Origin of the sequence: Paenibacillus sp. F411 (genome assembly GCF_017582705.1) — a bacterium.
Lineage (GTDB): Bacteria > Bacillota > Bacilli > Paenibacillales > Paenibacillaceae > Paenibacillus_AQ > Paenibacillus_AQ algicola.
The window spans coordinates 334,955-354,585 of sequence record NZ_JAGFIP010000001.1; the positions used below are offsets into that span (position 1 = coordinate 334,955).

Here is a 19,631-nt window from a genome sequence, read left to right on the forward strand (position 1 = left end):
AGGGGTGAAAAATGATGGTAGAAGTCGGTCAGAGGATGAGCAGCGGTGACAGCAGTGAAGTCAGAGAGCCGATCGCAGTGATTGGCATGGGCTGCCGTTTTCCCGGTGGTGCGCGTAATCTTGAGGACTTTTGGAGCATGCTGTGCCAAGGGGTGGATGGCATTGGCGAGATCCCTGAAGATCGCTGGAATATTTCCAGCTATTATGATCCTGATCGGTCAAAGGCAGGAAAGACGAACACGCAATGGGGTGGGTTTCTAGAGCAGATTGATCAATTTGATGCGGCTTTTTTCGGGATTTCACCTCGTGAGGCATCGTTGATGGATCCACAGCAGCGGCTGCTGCTGGAGGTTTGCTGGGAGGCGCTGGAAAACGGCGGACAAGTGGCTGAACGATTGAAGGGGACGAAGACCGGAGTCTTTATGGGAGGCTTTACGCTGGACTATAAGCTGCTTCAATTTGCAGAGAGCAATCGGCATCTGGTTGACTCCCACACAGCCACAGGAGCGATGATGACACTGCTTGCGAACCGGATTTCTTACTTCTTCGACTTTCGGGGGCCGAGCATCTCTTTAGATACGGCTTGTTCCTCATCGCTAGTTGCTGTTCACCTGGCCTGCCAAAGCATCTGGAGCGGTGAGAGCTTGCAGGCTCTTGCAGGCGGCGTGAACGTAATGCTAAAGCCAGATTATTTTATTGCCGAATCCAAGGCGGGGATGCTTTCACCGGACGGTCGCTCCAAAGCGTTCGACTCCAGAGCTAATGGCTATGTGCGAGGCGAAGGAGCCGGAGTCATCCTGCTGAAGCCCTTGACGCAGGCTTTGAAGGACGGAGATCTCATTCATGCACTTATTCAAGGAACCGGTGTAAACCAGGACGGTCACAGTTCTGGCATTACCGTTCCACGCGGGGAGTCTCAGCGACAGCTCATGCAAGATGTATACAGGGAGGCGAACATTGCTCCATGTAATGTACAGTATGTGGAGGCTCATGGCACAGGCACCCCTGTTGGCGACCCGATTGAGGCAAATGCACTGGGTTCTGTTTTATCCGAGGGCCGCGGTGAAGGAAATGTCTGCTACATAGGCTCTGTCAAAACAAACATTGGCCACACGGAGGCAGCTGCCGGTATTGCGGGGTTCATCAAAACTGTGCTGTGCCTGAAGCACCGACAAATTCCGCAGCATCTTCATTTGCGGAAGGGAAACCCGGATATTGAATTTGACAGGCTCAGGCTTCGTATTCCACAAGAGCTTACTCCGTGGCCAGAGTCAAAAGGACCGCGAATCGCTGGTGTCAATTCCTTTGGATTTGGCGGAACGAACGCCCATGTCATATTACAGGAGGCGCCGGAGGCATCCTCACTGTGCTCAAGCCTTGTACAGAATCAGGTAGAGGTTACTGAGGATTATCTGATCCCGTTATCGGCACGGAGTGATACAGCGCTTCAAGCGTATGCCAGTCATCTCCTTGACAGCGTCCGAGATCAAGAGTCCCCGGCCTCTGTGAAACAGCTGGGCTACGGACTGGCGCTGCGTCGTGAACACCATAGCTGCAGAACAGCTATCGTTTCAAGCTCTACGGAAGAATGTATTGCAAAGCTGAACGATTTGCAGTCCGAAGAGTTCCCGCTTGCGGCCTCATCCTCCAGCTTAAATCGAGACGGATCCGCAGCATCCCCTCCGCGTATTGTGTTTGTATATACGGGGATGGGACCGCAGTGGTGGGCTATGGGACGCCAGCTTTTTGAACAGGAATCCATATTCCGGGAAGCAGTCATCCATATTGATGACATCTTTAGGTCCTATTCCGGCTGGTCACTGCAGGATGCCATGCTGGCGGAGGAACAGGATTCACGGATGCAGGATACCGAGGTAGCCCAGCCTGCCAACTTTGCCGTGCAGATCGGCCTTACCGCGCTGTGGCGCTCATGGGGCATTGAGCCAGCAGCTATTGTGGGACACAGTGCCGGTGAAGTTGCGGCAGCTTATGCTGCAGGTGCAATGAGTCTTGAAGAAGCAGTCCGGGTTATCTATCACCGCAGCTCTTTACAGCAAACGACTACAGGACAAGGTCGGCTTGTGGCGGTCGGCCTTCCGCTTGAGCAGGCCAGATCCCGAATTCAAGGCATTTCTCAATCGGTATCCATTGCTGCGATCAATAGCCCGGGTTCAGTAACGCTCGTAGGCGACCCTACGATGCTGCAGCCGTTGACTGAGGAGCTTGAAGCTGAAGGTGTTTTTTGCAAATATCTGCAAGTCAATGTTCCTTACCATAGTCACTATATGGACCCGCTGCAGACAGAGCTTATGGATGTGCTGCATGATCTGGAGCTGCGGCCTGAAAGCGTTCCTTTATACAGTACCGCAACGGGGCATAAAGTAGCAGGTAGCGATCTGGATGCCGAGTACTGGTGGCGAAATGTACGTGAGCCCGTTTATTTTGCTTCTGCTGTTCAGGATATTCTGGAAGACGGATATCGATTGTTTCTTGAGGTCGGTCCTCACCCTGTGCTGGGAAGCTCTATTAAAGAATGCTTACAGAAGCAAGGAGTGGAAGGATACGTATTGCCGTCTCTTAGACGCAGCGCGCCGGAACGCAGAACCATGCTGGAATCACTGGGCCTCTTGTACGCACACGGCTGTCATGTCCGCTGGGATGTGCTTTATCCGGATCAGGTTCCATTCATTCCGTTTCCGTCCTATCCGTGGCAGCGGGAACGCCACTGGCAGGAGTCTGCTGCCTCAATTCAAGATCGGATTGAGAAGGAGGTTCATCCCTTATTAGGACGGCGTATTCCATCGCCTGATCCTACCTGGGAAGTGGAGCTGGATCTTTGGAAACTGTCTTACCTCAACGATCACCGGATCCAGAACGCAATAGTATTCCCTGGCGCAGGCTATGTAGAAATGGGTATGGCTGCCATGCGGGAATGGTACGGAAAAGCTGCACATGCCCTGTATACCGAGCATATTAGCTTTGTGAAAGCGTTATTTATCGACAACAAAAGCACCGTTAAACTCCGGATCATTGTGGATCCACAAGCGTCCTCCTTCAGCATATACAGTAATCCGCAAAACTCGGAATGGACTTTGCATGCAGAAGGGAAGGTAAGACCTTTCCAGGGCAAGAGAGATGCAGAACGTCTTCATATTACAGATTTGCAGCAACGCTGCCCTAAAGAAGTGGACAGTGACATATGCTACGAGCATTTCAAGACGATGGGCTTGGAATACGGGAGATCATTTCAGGGTATACGCCAGCTGTGGCAGGGAGAAGGAGAGGCACTGGCCAGTGTGAATGTCCCTCTCGACATAAGTAGTGACCTGACCTCTTATCGGATTCATCCGGCTGTGCTGGACGTGTGCTTCCAGGTGATGGCGGCCGCTTTGCCCATATCCACCCAATCCTCTTCAGTTTACATGCCGGTTCGTGTCGGTGAAGGCTTTGTTTTCGGTGATCTTACCCCTACGATGTGGATTTACGCTAAAATCACACAACAGAATGAGCAGGGTCTCGAAGGTGATATTCAACTGTTGGACGAAGCAGGGCATGTGATTCTGGAGATTCGTGGCTGTCACGCGGTATCACTTCGGGATGAGCAGGAGCCGGCTTCAAAAAAGCAAAGTCATTACGAGCTTCGATGGGAATTACAGCAGAGGGACAACGACATAACGCCTTTATCAGCTAACACAGGACGATGGATCGTACTGCAGGATCGTCAGGGTGCTGCGGATAAACTGGTAGCGGAGCTGGAGCAGAGAGGGCACTCGTGTATACGAGTATATTCAGATCCTGATATGCGTTATCGATCTGACCTTGCGCTCGGACGATATTGGGTCAACCCGCTTAACCCCAATGACTTCTCATCATTGTTACAAGATATTATGGATGCAGATGATGCCGATCTAGCCGGTATTGTCCACTTGTGGAGCCTGGACGCAGCATCGGCGGAGTCCCTTGATCTGGAAGGTCTCCAAAAGGCACAGGACGAAGGTGTTCTAGCAACGATGCATCTGGTGCAGGCAATGTCAAATCGTATCTGGCGGAAGAAGCCCAAGCTGTGGCTTGTGACGCGAAACTGCCAGGACGTTCAAAATCACGGTCAGCCCTTAGAGATTGCCCAGTCCATGATATGGGGATTAGCACGTACTATTGGACATCAGGAGCACATGGATATGTGGGGAGGCATTGTTGATCTGGAGGATGTAGACGACGCAGGTCGGCTTGCTGACGAGTTGTTATCCTCTGACGGAGAAGATCAAATCGCTTTTCGTGGCGGAGAGCGCTATATACTTCGGTTAACGGACCAGGCAGAATCCCCTTACCAAGTACCGGCAGCATTGCGTGCGGACAGCAGCTATCTCATTACCGGTGGTTTGGGAGGACTCGGTCTTCTTATCGCCCGCTGGATGGTTGAACGTGGTGCGCGCCGGCTTATTCTGCTGGGCCGCGAGTCGCTGCCGCCACGTTCCAGGTGGTCTGATCCAATAGACAACCACACACTGGCTCACAGAATTAAAGCTGTACAGGAGCTTGAGCGGATGGGAGCTTCGGTTCATGTGGCAGGATTTGATATTGCAGATGAAAAAGAGCTTGCCCGATTCGTCGCGGACTACGAACGGGAGCACTGGCCTGCTATTCGAGGCATCGTTCATACAGCCGGAGTAGCCCAGCCTCAGCTTCTGATCCAGATGGACCAGCAGCAGTTTCGTAATGTTTTGAGGCCGAAGGTGATGGGGGCCTGGAATTTACATTCTCAGTTTGCGGACAAGCCCCTGGACTTCTTTGTCCTGTTTTCATCCATCGCCTCCGTCGTCGTATCGCCGGGACAGTCGAATTATTCGGCGGGCAACGCTTTCTTGGACGCCGTAGCACATCATCGCCAAAGGCTTGGCTTACCCGCACTCAGCATTAACTGGGGACCGTGGGGCGAGGTCGGAATGGCGACACAGCTTGACCTGATTACATTTTTTAGTCATCGCGGCCTGTATCCGATGAGTAATGAACAGGGTCTAAAGGCGATGGAGATTCTGCTCGGTCAGCAGTCGGTACAAGCAACAGTCGTTGCTGCAGATTGGCCGGTCGTCGCCGAGAAGAATTTCCCGATGGGGATTGCGCCAATCATGCTGGAGCAGCTGGTGGTTCAGCAGGGAGATACTCAAGCTCAGCAGGGATCTTCCAATCACTCCGTCGACATCCTTAGCCAATTACAGCGTCTTCCGGACATGGAGGCACGAAAGCATCTACTGGAGCAATATATAACAGAGGTAGCTTCTTCCATCCTGCGGATTCAGAGTTCGCAGCTGCTGCCGGATCATCCCATTCATGCTTGGGGGTTGGATTCTATGATGGCGATTGAAATGAAGAATGTGATTGAATCCAGATTAGGCACGACTGTGGCTGTCGTTGAACTGCTAAAAGGCTCCAGCGTGGCGCAATTGGTGGCACTTTTGCTGCCGCAGCTGCCGGTGCCAGGTGAGAAGAATGACAGCGATGAGGTACAGGCGTTGCTGTCAGAGGCGGAGTCACTGAGTCTTGAAGAAGTCGAAGCGCTGCTGCAGGAAGCGGCTGCCGGCAGGGGGAACGAGCATGCATGAGACATTAAAGGACAAGCTGGCCGCACTGACTGCTGACCAACGAATGGAATTCTTAAAAGGAATCAAAAAAAAGCTGCAGGAGTCCCCCGCTGACGAAAAGCCTGTCACCGCCGGGAAATCCAAGGAGAGATACCCTCTCTCCTTTACCCAGCAGCGGCTCTGGTTCTTGCAGGAGCTTGATCCACAGAGCCCGTTTTACAACATTCCATCGGGGTTTCAACTGCGTGGCGATTGGGATGAGAAGCTGCTCAAGCGCAGCATGGAGGAGCTGGCACGCCGGCATGATGTGCTGCGTACGACATTTGCTTCGGACCAGGAAGGTGCGGCTGTTCAGATCGTGGCAGACCTTCCCCGCCTGTCATGGCAATCTGTAGATCTTCAAGCTCTGCCGGACCAGCTGCAATCACTAGAAATGATGCGGGTTCAGAATGAAGATGTCCAGAGACCGTGTGATTTACGAAACGGACCCGTGTGGTGGACTACGCTCGTCAGGCTGAAGAGTGACGAATATCGTCTCATTGTCACGATGCATCATATCATATTCGATGGGTGGTCGCTGAGCGTTTTCATTAAAGAGCTGGCAGCCATCTACCAGACTTTAGCTTCCGGTGCTGAGGTATCTTCACTCCCGGTTCCAGCACTCCAATATTCAGACTATGTGGCCATGCAGCGAGAAAAAGTGAATGAAATGGTGTTGGACAAGCAGCTTCGTTATTGGACCGGGCATCTCCAGGGTCAGCTGCCGGTGCTTGAGCTGCCAACAGATCGGCCGCGTCCACCGGTTCAGACGTTTAAAGGGGCTGCGTATACTGTGCTGCTGCCTCAGGCGCTGTATGACGACTTGAGAACATTTAGTCGAAAACAGGAAGCTACGTTGTTTATGACTCTGCTCACTCTCTTCAAAGTACTCCTCTACCGTTATTCAGGACAGACTGACATTACGGTAGGCTTTCCGATCTCCGGCCGTCATCTGCCTAACACTGAGCAGGCCATCGGCGTGTTCGTGAACACACTGCCCATGCGAACAGACCTATCCGGCGAACCCTCTTTTGCGGATCTGCTTGGTAAGGTTCGCCAGACGGCACTGGAGGCCTATGAGCATCAGGATATTCCATTTGATCGACTGGTAGATGCAGTGAATCCTGAACGGAGCTTGAGTCATAACCCATTGTTTCAGGTGCTGTTTACCTATCAGAATGCGCTGCCTGAAATGATGCTCGGCGAACGCTCCATTGTATATGAAGCCGTGGACGGCGGGACGGCGAAATTTGATGTTTCACTGGACATTTACGAAGGTCCTGAAGGTCCTACATGCATATTTGAATACAATACAGATCTGTTTGACCGTCAGCGTATTGTCTCAATGGCTGATCATTTCTGCACTCTTGCGGAATCCGTTGTACGTATGGAGGATTGCCCCATTTCTGCATTGCCGATGCTATCTGAGACAGAGCGGCATACCATTCTTTACGAATGGAGCGGAGAATCCTTGGCATATGAACGTGAACTGCAGATCCATCAATGGTTCGAGCGGCAGGCTGACGCAACGCCTGAACGGCCTGCTTTAGTGCATAACAAACAAGTATGGACCTACGATGAGCTGAATGCGAGAGCAAATCAGATCGCACGTTCACTGCAGCAAGCAGGTGTTGAGCACGGCAGCCGTGTAGGCATTTGTCTGGAACGTTCCATGGATATGGTCGCCGCCGTGCTGGCCGTTCTGAAAGCAGGGGGTGCATACGTGCCCATTGATCCCAGCTACCCGGCTGACAGGATAGAATTTATGCTTGAGGACGCGCAGATTTCTATTCTCCTGACACATATGCAGACCACAGATCGTTTTAAAGACTGCTCCATCAATCAGATCTCTCTTGATGGTGAGACATTGTTAAATTTTGCAGGGGAGAAAGGCAATCTTCCCGTTTCCGGTACGGAGAACAGCTTGGCTTATCTCATTTATACCTCGGGTACAACAGGGAAGCCCAAAGGCACAATGGTACGCCATGCCAGCTTGGTGAACGCCCTTGTTGGCTGGGAGAAAGCATACCGGCTTTCATCGGAGACCCGCTCGCATTTGCAGCTGGCCAGCTTTTCGTTTGATGTGTTCACGGGCGATTGGATTAGAGCGCTCTGTTCCGGAGCCAAGCTTGTGCTGGTGGATAAGGATGTAGTCCTCAGTGCGGAGCAATTGTACGAGACCATGGTGCATGAGCAGGTGGATTGCGCGGAATTTGTGCCGGCTGTTTTCCGAAATCTTGTTCAGTTTCTGAAGGAAACAGGTCGAACTCTTGATTTTATGCGTGTGCTGTGCATTGGATCTGATCGGTGGTATGTGCATGAATACGAGATGTATAAAATGTTGTGCGGTCCTCAAACCACATTGATTAACTCTTATGGTTTGACCGAGGCCACGATCGACACTACGTACTGTGACTCAGGCGTTGAAGACCTATCACCACATCAGCTCATGCCGATTGGTCGTCCGTTTCCCAATCAATATGTCTATGTGTTAGACGCTTCACAACAGCCGGTTCCTGCCGGCATCGAGGGTGAATTGTATATTGGCGGGAGAGGGCTGGCTGCAGGCTATTGGAACCGGCCGGACCTAACTGCAGAGCGATTTGTACAGCATCCATTCAGTGACGAGGAAGGCGCGCTGCTCTACCGAACAGGTGACAGGGCTCGTTTTCTATGGGATGGCAGGCTCGAACTGATAGGGCGGATGGACAATCAGATCAAGCTGAGAGGATATCGGATTGAGCTCGGGGAGATTGAGACCTCCATTACTTCTTATCCAGGGGTACAGGCATGTGCTGTAAAGGTTTGGGAGGATTCTATCCTGGCGGCTTGGATTATCCCTGAAGACAGCAGTGAGGTGAACATTGAAAGGCTGCGCCAAGCCCTCAAGAATATTTTGCCGGATTACATGGTGCCTGCTGCCTATATCATCGTGGATACACTGCCTCTTACGGTTAACGGAAAAATAGATCTGAACGCGCTGCCAGCGCCGGAAATATTCATGGACCTGAACAATGCTTATGTATCACCACGAACGCTGACCGAGGAGATGCTGTGCGAAATCTGGACTGAAGCTTTTAAAGTGCCCAGAATGGGGATTCATACTGACTTCTTTGTCAGTGGAGGCCACTCTTTGTTAGCGATTCAGATTCTCGCCCAGATCCGCAAGATTTTTAAGGTAGATCTGTCCATACAGGTACTGTTTAAAGCTCCGACCATTGCAGAGCTCGCTGCTGTAATTGCGCAAGAGAAGGGTGAGCTTGAACACTATAAAGAAGCCATTCATGAAATACCGGAATGTATACCCGACGCCGAAAATCGCTACGAGAAGTTTCCGCTAACCGATGTACAGCAAGCCTACTGGATCGGAAGAAACGATGCATTTGAAATGGGCAATGTTTCGACCCATAGCTACGATGAGCTGGATGTGGAGGATTTCGATGCCGATCGTTTCGAGTCGGCCTGGAACAGACTCATTGTTCGCCATGACATGCTACGGGCTATTGTTACGGATGATGGGATGCAGCAGGTGCTGAAGGAGGTTCCTTTCTATCAGATTCCATTTATACAGCTTCAAGAGCTGGAACCGGAAGAAGTCGAGCTGAAGCTCGCATCACTGAGGCAGGAGATGTCGCATCAGATGCTTGCAACGAACAAGTGGCCCGTGTTCGATCTTCGAGTCAGCCTGCTTCATAACGGCAGAGCCAGGATTCATCTGAGCTCGGATGCGCTGATGTTTGACGCCTGGAGCTACGTCGTTCTTCTGCGGGAGCTGGCCGAACTGCACCACAATCCGGATGCCGAGCTGCCGGAGCTGAAGATTACGTTTCGGGACTATGTCCAGGCCGAGGAACGGATGAAAGCGTCAAGTGCATACCAACGCTCCTTGGAGTATTGGAAATCGCGTGTGCCTGAGTTGCCTCCGGCTCCGGAGCTTCCAATGGCCAAATCCCCGGATTCTTTGAAGAACCCATACTTCACACGTCTGCACAACCGCTTAGAAGGAGATCATTGGAGCCGTTTAAAAACTAAAGCAACGTCCATGGGTCTGACGGCATCGGGTGTGCTGCTTGCTGCCTTTGCCGAAGTGCTTGCTGTCTGGAGCAAGCATCCGCGGTTTTGTCTGAATCTGACCTTTCTGAACCGGATGCAGCTGCATCCGCAGGTCAATGAAATGGTTGGGGAATTTACGTCACTCACTTTGCTGGAAATCGATGGATCGGGCTCCGATCGTTTTGTAGAACGCGCAGCAATGACACAGACAAATCTATGGAATGATCTTGAACATCATCACGTCAGCGGTGTGCAGGTGTTGCGCGAGCTGAGCCGAATGCACGGTCAATACCAAAGTGCGCTTATGCCGGTCGTATTTACGAGTGCATTGACGCTGCCTATCCCCGATCGCAAGCTAACAGGATTCGACTTGAAGCCGGTTTATAGTATTACGCAAACCTCGCAGGTATGGCTGGATTGCGGGGTGTGGGAAGACGAAAAAGTACTTTACTGTAATTGGGACGTCGTTCGGGAGCTGTTTCCGGAGGGCATGCTGGAGGAGATGTTTACCGCTTTTTTCGACCTGCTGTACCGGCTTGCTAATGAAGACGCCATCTGGCATGAACAAAACGTCATTCGTCATCCTCACAGCTCTCTGCTTGATTCAGCCGGCGAAAGGAAAGAACAGGAAGAATCTGCGGGTTTAATGCTACATGAGCTGTTTAGCCAAAAAGCCAGACAATTTCCTATGCACACTGCCGTTTCCATGCTGCAGCGTTCTATGACTTATGAAGAGCTGGAGCGGCTGACGAATCGGCTGGGCCGCAAGCTGCGTCAATCCGGTGCAGGGGCGAATCAGCTTGTTGCTGTGATGATGGAGAAAGGCTGGGAGCAGATCGCAGCCGTTGTCAGCATCTTGAAGTCCGGCGCAGCGTATCTGCCGATTGATCCGGAGCTGCCTCAGGAACGCATTGACTATTTGTTAGAGCAGGGCGAGGTAAGTATTGTGCTTACCCAGCCATGGATTGAGGAGGTGATGAACCGGCAAGACAAGTCCATCACCTGGCTCATTGTCGACGATGGAGTTGCTGAAGGCGTTGAGGATGAACCGCTGGAATCAGCCCAGCAGTTGAAGGATTTGGCGTATGTTATTTTTACGTCGGGATCGACAGGTAAGCCTAAAGGCGTCATGATTGACCACTTGGGCGCAGTCAACAGTATTTTAGATGTGAATGATACTTTTAATATTACTGAAAAGGATCGGGTGCTGGCTTTATCCTCGCTTAGCTTTGACCTGTCTGTTTATGATATTTTCGGTGTCCTGGCTGCAGGTGGGACGATCGTTTTGCCGGAGGCTGCGAGCAGAAAAGATCCTGCACACTGGATGTCATTAATGCAAAAAGAGCGTGTAACCTTGTGGAACTCGGTTCCGGCTTTAATGGGGATGCTGGTTGAATACGCTGCAAGCAGGCTTGTAGCTGTGCCGGAATCGCTGCGTCTCATTCTCCTTAGCGGGGACTGGATTCCGCTCAAACTTCCAGAGGATATTCGTTCCTTGTCAAAAGGTGCAGAAATTGTGAGCTTGGGAGGAGCGACGGAAGCTTCCATCTGGTCCATTTTATATGTAATCAAAGAGGTGAACCCTGGCTGGTCCAGTATTCCTTATGGGCGTGCGATGCGAAATCAAGGCTTCCACGTGTTGAATAGTGCTTCATTGGAGCCATGCCCTGTGTGGGTGACGGGACATCTGTATATTAGCGGAGTTGGATTAGCCAAAGGATATTATCGTGATGATGAAAAAACGGCGTCGAGCTTCATCATTCATCCCCGCACGGGAGAACGTTTATACCGGACAGGCGATCTGGGACGGTATTTGCCTGATGGAAACATTGAATTTTTAGGCCGTGAAGACTTTCAAGTCAAGGTCCAGGGGTATCGTATTGAATTGGGCGAAATCGAGGTCGCACTTACTCAACATCCAGAGGTTCGGGAAGCGGCTGCTGCTGTCGTGGTTGCGGAAGATCAGAAGCCAAGGCTCGCTGCGTATTGGACAGGACGCGAAGCTTCTGCCGAGATTACGCAGGAAGAACTGCGGAGCTACCTTTCCAGCAAGCTGCCTCACTATATGCTTCCGGCGGTTTTCTTGAGATTGGAGTCGATGCCGCTCACAAGTAATGGAAAAGTAGATCGGAAGGCACTGCCAGTCATTAAGCTAAATGTATCCTCACCGCCAATGGATACCGTTCTCCCTCGAACAGATCTGGAGGAAAGACTGGCAGCATTATGGCGGGATGTTCTGAAGATAAACATTGTTGGTGTACATGACAATTTCTTTGAATTAGGCGGAGATTCACTGCTTGCCGTTCGATTCATGATTAGGCTGCAGCATGAGACGGGAGAGAGTCATCCGCTGCGAGTCTTATTCGAGAAACCGACGATCGCAGAGCTTGCAGTATATCTGGAAAGCCTTGTATTTGCTAGTTATGCTCTGGAATAGATGTTGGTGCGAGAAAGGAGTACAGCTCAATGAACAATACATTAGCGGCCGGCCATCCGTGGATTCACATTCCTGAACCCCGTCCCCATGCTCAATTACGCCTTGTTTGCTTGCCATATGCGGGAGGAAATCATTTGATCTACCAGCACTGGCCCCAGAAGCTTTCCACACAGATTGAAGTGCTTGCTGTGAAGCTGCCGGGGAGAGGCGAGCGTTTTATGGAACAGCCGCTGGTTCACCTTGATGAAATGATTGATCGTTTACTCCATGAAATCATGCCATATACGGACAAGCCATTGGCGCTGTTCGGTCACAGCATGGGTGCCATGATCGCATTTGAGCTGGCGCGTAAACTCAGTGCTTCCCGCACTGGACAGTTGTCGCATTTATTCGTCTCCGCCTTTAGTGCCGTTCACCTTCCCCGCCCCAAGAAGGGCCGTCATTTATTATCGGATGAGGAACTAAAGCATGAGCTGCGCCAGTTAAACGGCACGAATGAGGAGCTGCTGAATCATGCGGAGCTGATGGAGCTGTACATGCCTGTGATCCGTGCAGATCTTGAACTGTGTGATACGTATCAATTTCGGCCGGGCGAGCATTTAGACTGTGGTATTACCGCTATCGGTGGAAGGAAGGATGTGAGTATCCATGAAGATGATCTGGACGCCTGGCGCATCCACACTAGTCGTGGCTTTGAGCTGCATATGCTGCAGGGTGACCACTTCTTCCTCCATCCTGAAGCAGATCTACTGCTTCGCATCCTTGAACATTCACTAGGAAAGCAATAGAAGTCAGCAGCCATCTATAATGAATTGTTATTAGTAAAGGAGAGCCTCTGGGGCTTTCCTTTTTCTTTACGCCCGGCGCACGATATGCAGCAATTTTGAAGATTTATGATACATTAAAAGCGGTATAGAGAAGAAATCTCAATCCAACAAGAACAGTGAGGACACAGCGATGACACAAAAGCTATATTACAGCTCTGCTTATATCCGGGAGTGGAATACAGAAATAACAAATACTGTTGAGCGGGAGGATGGCATTTATATTGCGCTGGAGGAAAGTGCCTTCTACCCGGAGGGAGGCGGGCAGCCGAGTGATTACGGCTGGATCGGCAACGCTAAGGTGCTGGGTGTACAGTCAGAGAAGGGTCAATTGCTCCATCAGGTGGACCAGCTGCCGGCGGGCGGCGACGTGAACTGCCGTCTGGATTGGCACCGAAGGTTTGATCATATGCAGCATCACAGCGCTCAGCATTTATTGTCGGCAGTTTGTCTGCAGGAGCTTTCAGCATCCACGTTAAGCTTTCATCTCGGTCAGGATTATTGCACGATTGATATTGAAAGATCACAGCTTTCTCAGCAAGAGCTGCGGGATTTGGAGCTGGCCGTTCAGCAAGAGATTTATGAAAATCACTCTATCAAGAGCTACTGGGTCAGCTTGGAGCAAGCGGAGGCGCTGCCAGTCGTCAAGCCTCCGGCTGTAACTGGAGACATCCGCATCGTAGAGATTGAAGGGATTGAATATAATCCATGCGGCGGTACTCATGTCTCGGCTACGGGAGAGATCGGGATGATCAAGCTGCTGAAGTGTGAGAAGCAGAAGGGACATACCCGGATTTATTTTAAAAGCGGGTATCGAGCGCTGCAGGAATTCAATCAGAGTGCAGACATTCTCGCCAAGCTGTCAGTCCGGTTCCATGCGCCGAAGGAAGAGATGATGAACCGCGTGGCCAAATGGGAACAGGAGCAGAGGCAGCTGCTGGTACAGGTTCAAGCATTAAAAGCCGAGAATGACGCCTATCTCGGAGAGCGCCTGCTGGCGCAGCGTGACGGAGGCGTAGTTCACTCATCCTTTGCAGACCGGTCGCTCAAGGATTTGCAAAGCCTGGCCCTTAGAATGATCCAACAGGAGGATGTGGTCACCGTGCTGAAGTCCGACCCCGATCTTAAAGTGCTTATCGCACATCGGGGTGACCAACACCCCGGCTGTGGTGCCTATGTGAAACAGCAGCTTCATAGCGGAGCCAAAGGCGGGGGCAGCGACAGCATGGCTCAGGCAAGCTTTACCACGGCAGAGGATGCTAACGTGTTTTATGAAGCGGCTGTGAAGGCTTTCGCGTCCTTAACGCGGCAAGATGCAGCGGAGCAAGCCTGAGCCATCTGGATGGGAAAAAGAACCATCCCTGCACAAGCCATCTATTCCGTGATAAACTAACGCTACACCTCGCTACAGCGTTATGGTATTCCATCGGCGTAGCCAAGTGACTTACCTATGAACCGGAGGAATACGATGAAATCAGTATTTGGGGCATGGAGCCGAATCAGTCTTGTCAAACGAATCGGTTGGGGAATCCTGGCCGGCGTAATTCTTGCCTTGGTGCTTCCGGATACGGCAGTCATTAGTATCCTGGGATCTCTATTTGTATCTGCATTAAAGGCCGTTGCTCCGCTGCTGGTGCTGCTGCTGGTTATGTCGGCTATTGCCAATCATAAGCCAGGAGGCAGGACGAACATGAAGCGGATCTTGATGCTCTACGGCATCAGTACGTTTATGGCAGGCTTGATCGCGGTAGGGGCGAGCTTCCTGTTTCCCGTTTCCCTATCGCTGGTAACAGGCACGGAGGACCTCGCTCCTCCTGAAGGAATTGCTGAAGTGCTGCAGACACTGTTGTTTAATATTGTGGATAACCCGGTCCATGCTCTGATGAATGCGAATTTTATCGGGATTTTGGCTTGGGCGATTCTGCTTGGGGCAGCTCTTCGGAATGCCGGTGAAACGATGAAAAATGTGCTGGCTCAAGGCGCCGATGCCGTTTCGCTCATCGTCCGGTGGATCATTCAGTTTGCACCCCTCGGCATTTTGGGACTGATTTTTGAATCCATTACTTCTAATGGACTGGAGTCCTTGCTGGATTATGGTCAGCTGATTCTGGTGCTCGTAGGCTGCATGCTGTTTGTGGCTCTGGTGATGAATCCCTTGATTGTGTTTCTTCATCTTCGCAGAAATCCATATCCGCTTGTGGTTCAGTGTCTGAAGGAAAGCGGACTTACAGCGTTCTTCACCCGCAGCTCGGCAGCCAACATTCCGGTTAATATGAGACTGTGCGAGAAGCTCGGGCTGGACAAGGATACGTACGCGGTTTCCATCCCTTTGGGTGCGACCATCAATATGGCGGGAGCGGCGGTCACGATTTCTGTTCTGACGCTCGCAGCGGTTCACACCTTGGGCATTGAGGTGGACTTCGGCACGGCGCTGATTCTCAGCCTGTTATCGGCTGTATCCGCGACCGGGGCCTCGGGGGTAGCAGGGGGCTCACTGCTGCTGATTCCGCTGGCTTCCAGTCTGTTCGGCATTCCCGGCGACATTGCCATGCAGGTGGTAGGTGTGGGCTTTATCATCGGCGTACTGCAGGATTCCTGTGAGACCGCATTGAACTCTTCATCGGATGTGCTGTTTACAGCTACAGCTGAATATGCCGGTCAGCGCAAGGAGTTTGGCGCAAACTAGCCGCCGTTGAAGGACTTTAGGCGGGCTGGTGCTCATATACTGTGGTAGACCTGATTGACAAATACCTGATAAGGCATAGATCCTTATCAGGTATTTGTTCTTTTATTGTCGCCATCGTGATATCGTTTCAGATCGCTCTTGCGCTCGGCATGCCTTGGGGGAGTTACACGGATGACGAATCATACTCAGCTTGAGCTGAGCTATTTCTGCTTGACCATGGCAATCCCGACGCCGATGACAGCGAGTCCGATCCACGTCTTCCATGTGGGAACCTCCTTCATAAACCAATATCCCATCCCCACCGAGATCAGCACCTCTATACACTTAGCAATGATGAGCACATAACCCAGCTGATGTACTGCTTTCAGTCCAAATTTGATCCCGTATCCGATCGCAAGATTGGAACCAAGAAAAAGAGGCAGCATCAGCAGCTGAAATTTCAGGGTAGACCCGAAGTGAGGGTCAATATACTTGCTCTGATATGAAAAAATAACGTTGATACATGTTAATCCAGCCAGTAACAGTCCGAAGCTTACGAAATATAGCATCCTGCTCTCCTTTCCGGATCTGATGGTGACGTTAGTTTTCCTAATCGCCAACAATTTTATCCCGGGGCAATTGTCAGTGCTTGTTCTGAAGATTAAGCTCCTGAAATCTCTCTGAAAAAACAGGATTGACAACCTCTTTGATAATGGTTATCATTTATCTATGTTGACGATAATGATAATCGTTATCAATCTGTATCATCAACCATACATAACGAGAGATAAAGGAGAGAAATACATTGCGTAATATGAAAGGCTTGTTCTTATTGTTCGTCATGTTCAGTGTACTGTTAGCAGGCTGCGGGGGCTCTGGCACAGCTTCAAACCAAAGTGGGGGCAGTGAATCCGCACCTGCAGGCGAAAGCGCCAGTCAGGGCACAAGTGGTGCACAAAGTGAGGCACAGACCCGGACCATTGAGCACGTGCTGGGAACTACAACAATTACAGGTGTACCAGAGAGAGTGGTAGCATTGGAATGGCTGTATGCCGAGGATGTGCTGGCTCTGGGCATTCAGCCTGTTGGCATCGCGGATATTGAGAATATGAATAAATGGGTGAACATTCCCGTGGAGATTGGAGCAGACGTTATGGATGTCGGTTCCCGTCAGGAACCAAACCTTGAGCTGATTGCTTCCTTGAAGCCGGACCTGATTATCGGTCTGAAGGGAAATCTTGAAGCAAACTATGCGGCGTTTGAGAGCATTGCCCCGACGCTTGTATTCGATCCTTATCCTGCAGAAGGCAATGGTGATCAATATGAGGAGATGATCAGTACGTTTAATACGATTGCGGACGTTCTGGGTAAGCAAGAAGAAGCAGCCAAGGTGCTGGACGGCCTGGATCAGACCTACGCTGATGCTAAAGCCAAGCTGGATGCTGCCGGAATGACAGAGCGTCCGTTCACGCTTGCTATGGGCTACAGCAATCAGAATGCCGTTACGTTCCGAATCTCGACGAATAATTCCTTGGCCATTAAGATTCTGGAGCACATCGGTCTTCAAAATGCTTATGAGCCGAAGCAATTTGAAGTGTACGGCTTTACAACAGCAGACGTTGAAGCGCTGCCTCCTTTGCAGGATTCGAACTTCCTGCACATCATTCAGGAAAGCGATAACGTCATCGACAATCAGCTGAAGGACAATCCTGTCTGGAACGGATTGAACTTTGTTAAAGAGAACCGGGTGTATGCCCTGGGCGGTGATATGTGGCCATACGGCGGGCCGCTGTCTGCTCAGGTTATGGCTGAGAAGACAGCGAATCTGCTCACTCAATGAGCCTGATGTCCTCTCATTCCCATTCCAGCCCGGCCAGTGCTCCTCCAGCTCCTACCGCTTCCCGCGGCAGGAGCTGGAAGCCGTTATGGATACTGGCTGGCGGAATTACCGCGCTGCTGGTGCTAACCTTCCTCAGCCTGACTCAAGGTCTGGCTGACATCTCCGTTCAGACTGTAGTTCAGGCACTGCTAAATCCTCAGGATCTTGCAGACCATCATATGATTCGCAGTGTCCGGCTGCCGCGCACCGTGATGGGACTGCTGGCTGGAGGAGCGCTGGCTGCATCTGGCGTCCTCATGCAGACGGTCACCCGCAATCCGCTAGCCTCGGAGACGACACTTGGCGTGAATGCCGGCGCTTACCTGGCTGTCGTAGCCGGGATGATTTTCTGGCCAGGTCTTCTGCACCAATATGCCATGCCTTTGGCGGTGCTGGGCGGAACGCTCGCAGCGCTGGCCGTCTTTGCCCTCGCTGGCCGATCGGAAGGGGCGCCGCTCCGCATTGCACTGTCAGGTATGATTGTGACCCTGGTCCTGTCCTCCGTAACCAGTGCGCTGGTGCTGCTCAATCAGCAGACGACCCAGGGTATCTTTCTATGGGGCTCCGGGTCGCTGATTCAGAACGACTGGGACGGTGTCGCCTTTTCGTGGCCATGGATCATTGCCGGTCTGATCGCGCTGTGTCTGTCTGCCCGCCACTGGGACGTGCTTACCTTAAATGAGGAAAGCGCACGTTCACTCGGTCAACGAGTGGGCACAGCCCGCTTTGTGGCTATGGGCGCAGCGATCGTACTGGCTGGTGTCACGGTGAGTGTGGTTGGACCCATTGGTTTTATCGGTCTGATGGCACCGCATCTGGTCCGTCTGTCCGGTGTCATCCGCCATGCGGGTCTCATCCCGCTTGCTGCGTTATGGGGGGCGGCGCTTCTTGTTGGCGCAGACACGATTGCCCGCATGTTCGTGGATGCCTATGGCGAGCTACCGGTAGGCGCAATTACTGCCATGCTGGGAGCCCCCTGCCTGATCTGGCTGTCGCTGCGCGTCTCACGCTCTATGATGGGCAGAAGTGGCAGCGGCGGCGGCTCGATGGTTACCGGCGGCCGTCTTCGAAGGGTGCCATATCCGGTCATGATATTACTGTGCAGTATGCTGCTCCTTCTGGTGTGGGTATTTAGCCTGATGGGCGGAAGCCTGAAGATCCCACTGGCAGAGGTCATAGCCGTTCTTACTGGTGGAGGAGACCCCCTGTATCGCCAGATTTTGCTGGATTTCCGGCTTCCCCGGCTGCTTACTGCGGGCTTGTCCGGCATGGCTATTGCGATCAGCGGCAGCCTGCTGCAGCATGCGGTTCGGAACCCGCTGGGTGATCCTCAGGTGATCGGCGTTACGAGTGGTGCTGGCGCTGGTGCGCTGCTGCTCATGGTCGCTTTTCCTCAGCTGTCTGCAGCCTGGGTGCCTGCCGGAGCTGTACTGGGAGGGATGCTGGCCGCAGCACTCGTCTACGCCGTTTCATGGAGAAGGGGCCTCCATCCCACAATTCTTACCCTGGTAGGGATTGCCGTGGCCGCTTTGGGCTCGGCTATCATTAACCTCATGATTATTTATGCAGAGGTGGATGTCGCCCCGGCCTTGTCCTGGATGGCTGGCAGCACGTACAATCGAAGCTGGACCGAGGTACAGCGAATCGTTCCGGCGATTCTAATACTGGTGCCGATTGCTGTCTGGCTGGGACGAAGGGTAGACCTGTTGAATTTTAATGAAGAAAGCTCCATTGGGCTTGGACTTCATGTGCGGAATACCCGCATGGGTGTCGCCGTTATCGCGGTACTGCTGGCGTCGATCGCGGTGGCCAATGTGGGCTCGGTCGGCTTCATCGGCCTGCTGGCACCGCATGCAGCCCGGATGCTGACCGGCGCCAGCCACCGGAGATCCATGATTCTTGCAGCTCTGCTTGGAGGCATATTGCTAGCCGGGGCAGACTGGATCGGTCGTGTGGTCATCATTCCGAAGGAGCTGCCCTCCGGCATTGTTACCGCTCTGCTCGGAGCACCCTATCTGCTGTATTTGATGTGGAGAAGCAATAAAGTAAAGGTGAAATGACCGCTGACTGTCTCAGTCAGCTTGCCGGCTCGTGCGTAATGACACGGGTCGGTTTTTTTGCGTTATAGGGAAGCTGATGCCCGCAAGCTCGAACC

At 52.1% G+C, this 19,631-nt stretch carries 8 protein-coding genes; 7 read left to right on the plus strand and 1 reads right to left on the minus strand.

Going from position 1 to position 19,631, the window contains the following annotated elements:
• The first annotated feature begins 11 nt into the window (after window positions 1-11).
• The 5 genes from JJQ72_RS01550 (at window position 12) to sstT (ending at window position 15,618) form a co-directional block, all read left to right on the plus strand.
• Complete coding sequence (locus JJQ72_RS01550; RefSeq protein ID WP_243895791.1) at window positions 12-5,600, plus strand: type I polyketide synthase; 5,589 nt, start codon at window positions 12-14, stop codon at window positions 5,598-5,600.
• Window positions 5,593-12,108 carry a non-ribosomal peptide synthetase gene (locus JJQ72_RS01555; RefSeq protein ID WP_208202500.1) on the plus strand — a complete coding sequence of 2,172 codons (6,516 nt, stop codon included), beginning with the start codon at window positions 5,593-5,595 and terminating at the stop codon, window positions 12,106-12,108. The genes JJQ72_RS01550 and JJQ72_RS01555 overlap by 8 nt, the downstream gene beginning before the upstream one ends.
• A gap of 29 nt (window positions 12,109-12,137) precedes the next feature.
• A complete protein-coding gene (locus JJQ72_RS01560) occupies window positions 12,138-12,896 on the plus strand; it encodes a thioesterase II family protein (protein WP_208202501.1) in 759 nt (252 codons plus the stop codon).
• A gap of 169 nt (window positions 12,897-13,065) precedes the next feature.
• Window positions 13,066-14,265 (plus strand): alanyl-tRNA editing protein, encoded by a 1,200-nt coding sequence (locus JJQ72_RS01565; protein WP_208202502.1) that lies wholly within the window; start codon window positions 13,066-13,068, stop codon window positions 14,263-14,265.
• Between the two features lie 135 nt (window positions 14,266-14,400).
• Entirely contained in the window at window positions 14,401-15,618 is a 1,218-nt protein-coding gene (sstT, locus tag JJQ72_RS01570; protein WP_208202503.1) for a serine/threonine transporter SstT, read from the plus strand.
• Window positions 15,619-15,818: 200 nt separating this feature from the next.
• On the opposite strand, the gene JJQ72_RS01575 is transcribed toward sstT, so the two are convergent.
• Window positions 15,819-16,166, minus strand: a complete 348-nt coding sequence (locus JJQ72_RS01575; protein WP_208202504.1) for a hypothetical protein — start codon at window positions 16,164-16,166, stop codon at window positions 15,819-15,821.
• Window positions 16,167-16,402: 236 nt separating this feature from the next.
• Between JJQ72_RS01575 and JJQ72_RS01580 the strand changes: the two genes are divergently transcribed.
• A complete protein-coding gene (locus tag JJQ72_RS01580) occupies window positions 16,403-17,437 on the plus strand; it encodes an ABC transporter substrate-binding protein (RefSeq protein WP_175415295.1) in 1,035 nt (344 codons plus the stop codon).
• Window positions 17,434-19,536, plus strand: coding sequence for a Fe(3+)-hydroxamate ABC transporter permease FhuB (gene fhuB, locus JJQ72_RS01585; RefSeq protein WP_347880708.1), 2,103 nt, complete (start codon window positions 17,434-17,436; stop codon window positions 19,534-19,536). The genes JJQ72_RS01580 and fhuB overlap by 4 nt, the downstream gene beginning before the upstream one ends.
• Window positions 19,537-19,631 lie beyond the last annotated feature (95 nt).

Excerpts from the sequence above, each read along its gene's own strand:
- JJQ72_RS01550 (WP_243895791.1), top strand. The coding sequence starts at position 12 with ATGATGGTAGAAGTCGGTCAGAGGATGAGCAGCGGTGACAGCAGTGAA.
- JJQ72_RS01555 (WP_208202500.1), top strand. The coding sequence starts at position 5,593 with ATGCATGAGACATTAAAGGACAAGCTGGCCGCACTGACTGCTGACCAA.
- JJQ72_RS01560 (WP_208202501.1), top strand. The coding sequence starts at position 12,138 with ATGAACAATACATTAGCGGCCGGCCATCCGTGGATTCACATTCCTGAA.
- JJQ72_RS01565 (WP_208202502.1), top strand. The coding sequence starts at position 13,066 with ATGACACAAAAGCTATATTACAGCTCTGCTTATATCCGGGAGTGGAAT.
- sstT (WP_208202503.1), top strand. The coding sequence starts at position 14,401 with ATGAAATCAGTATTTGGGGCATGGAGCCGAATCAGTCTTGTCAAACGA.
- JJQ72_RS01575 (WP_208202504.1), bottom strand. The coding sequence starts at position 16,166 with ATGCTATATTTCGTAAGCTTCGGACTGTTACTGGCTGGATTAACATGT.
- fhuB (WP_347880708.1), top strand. The coding sequence starts at position 17,434 with ATGAGCCTGATGTCCTCTCATTCCCATTCCAGCCCGGCCAGTGCTCCT.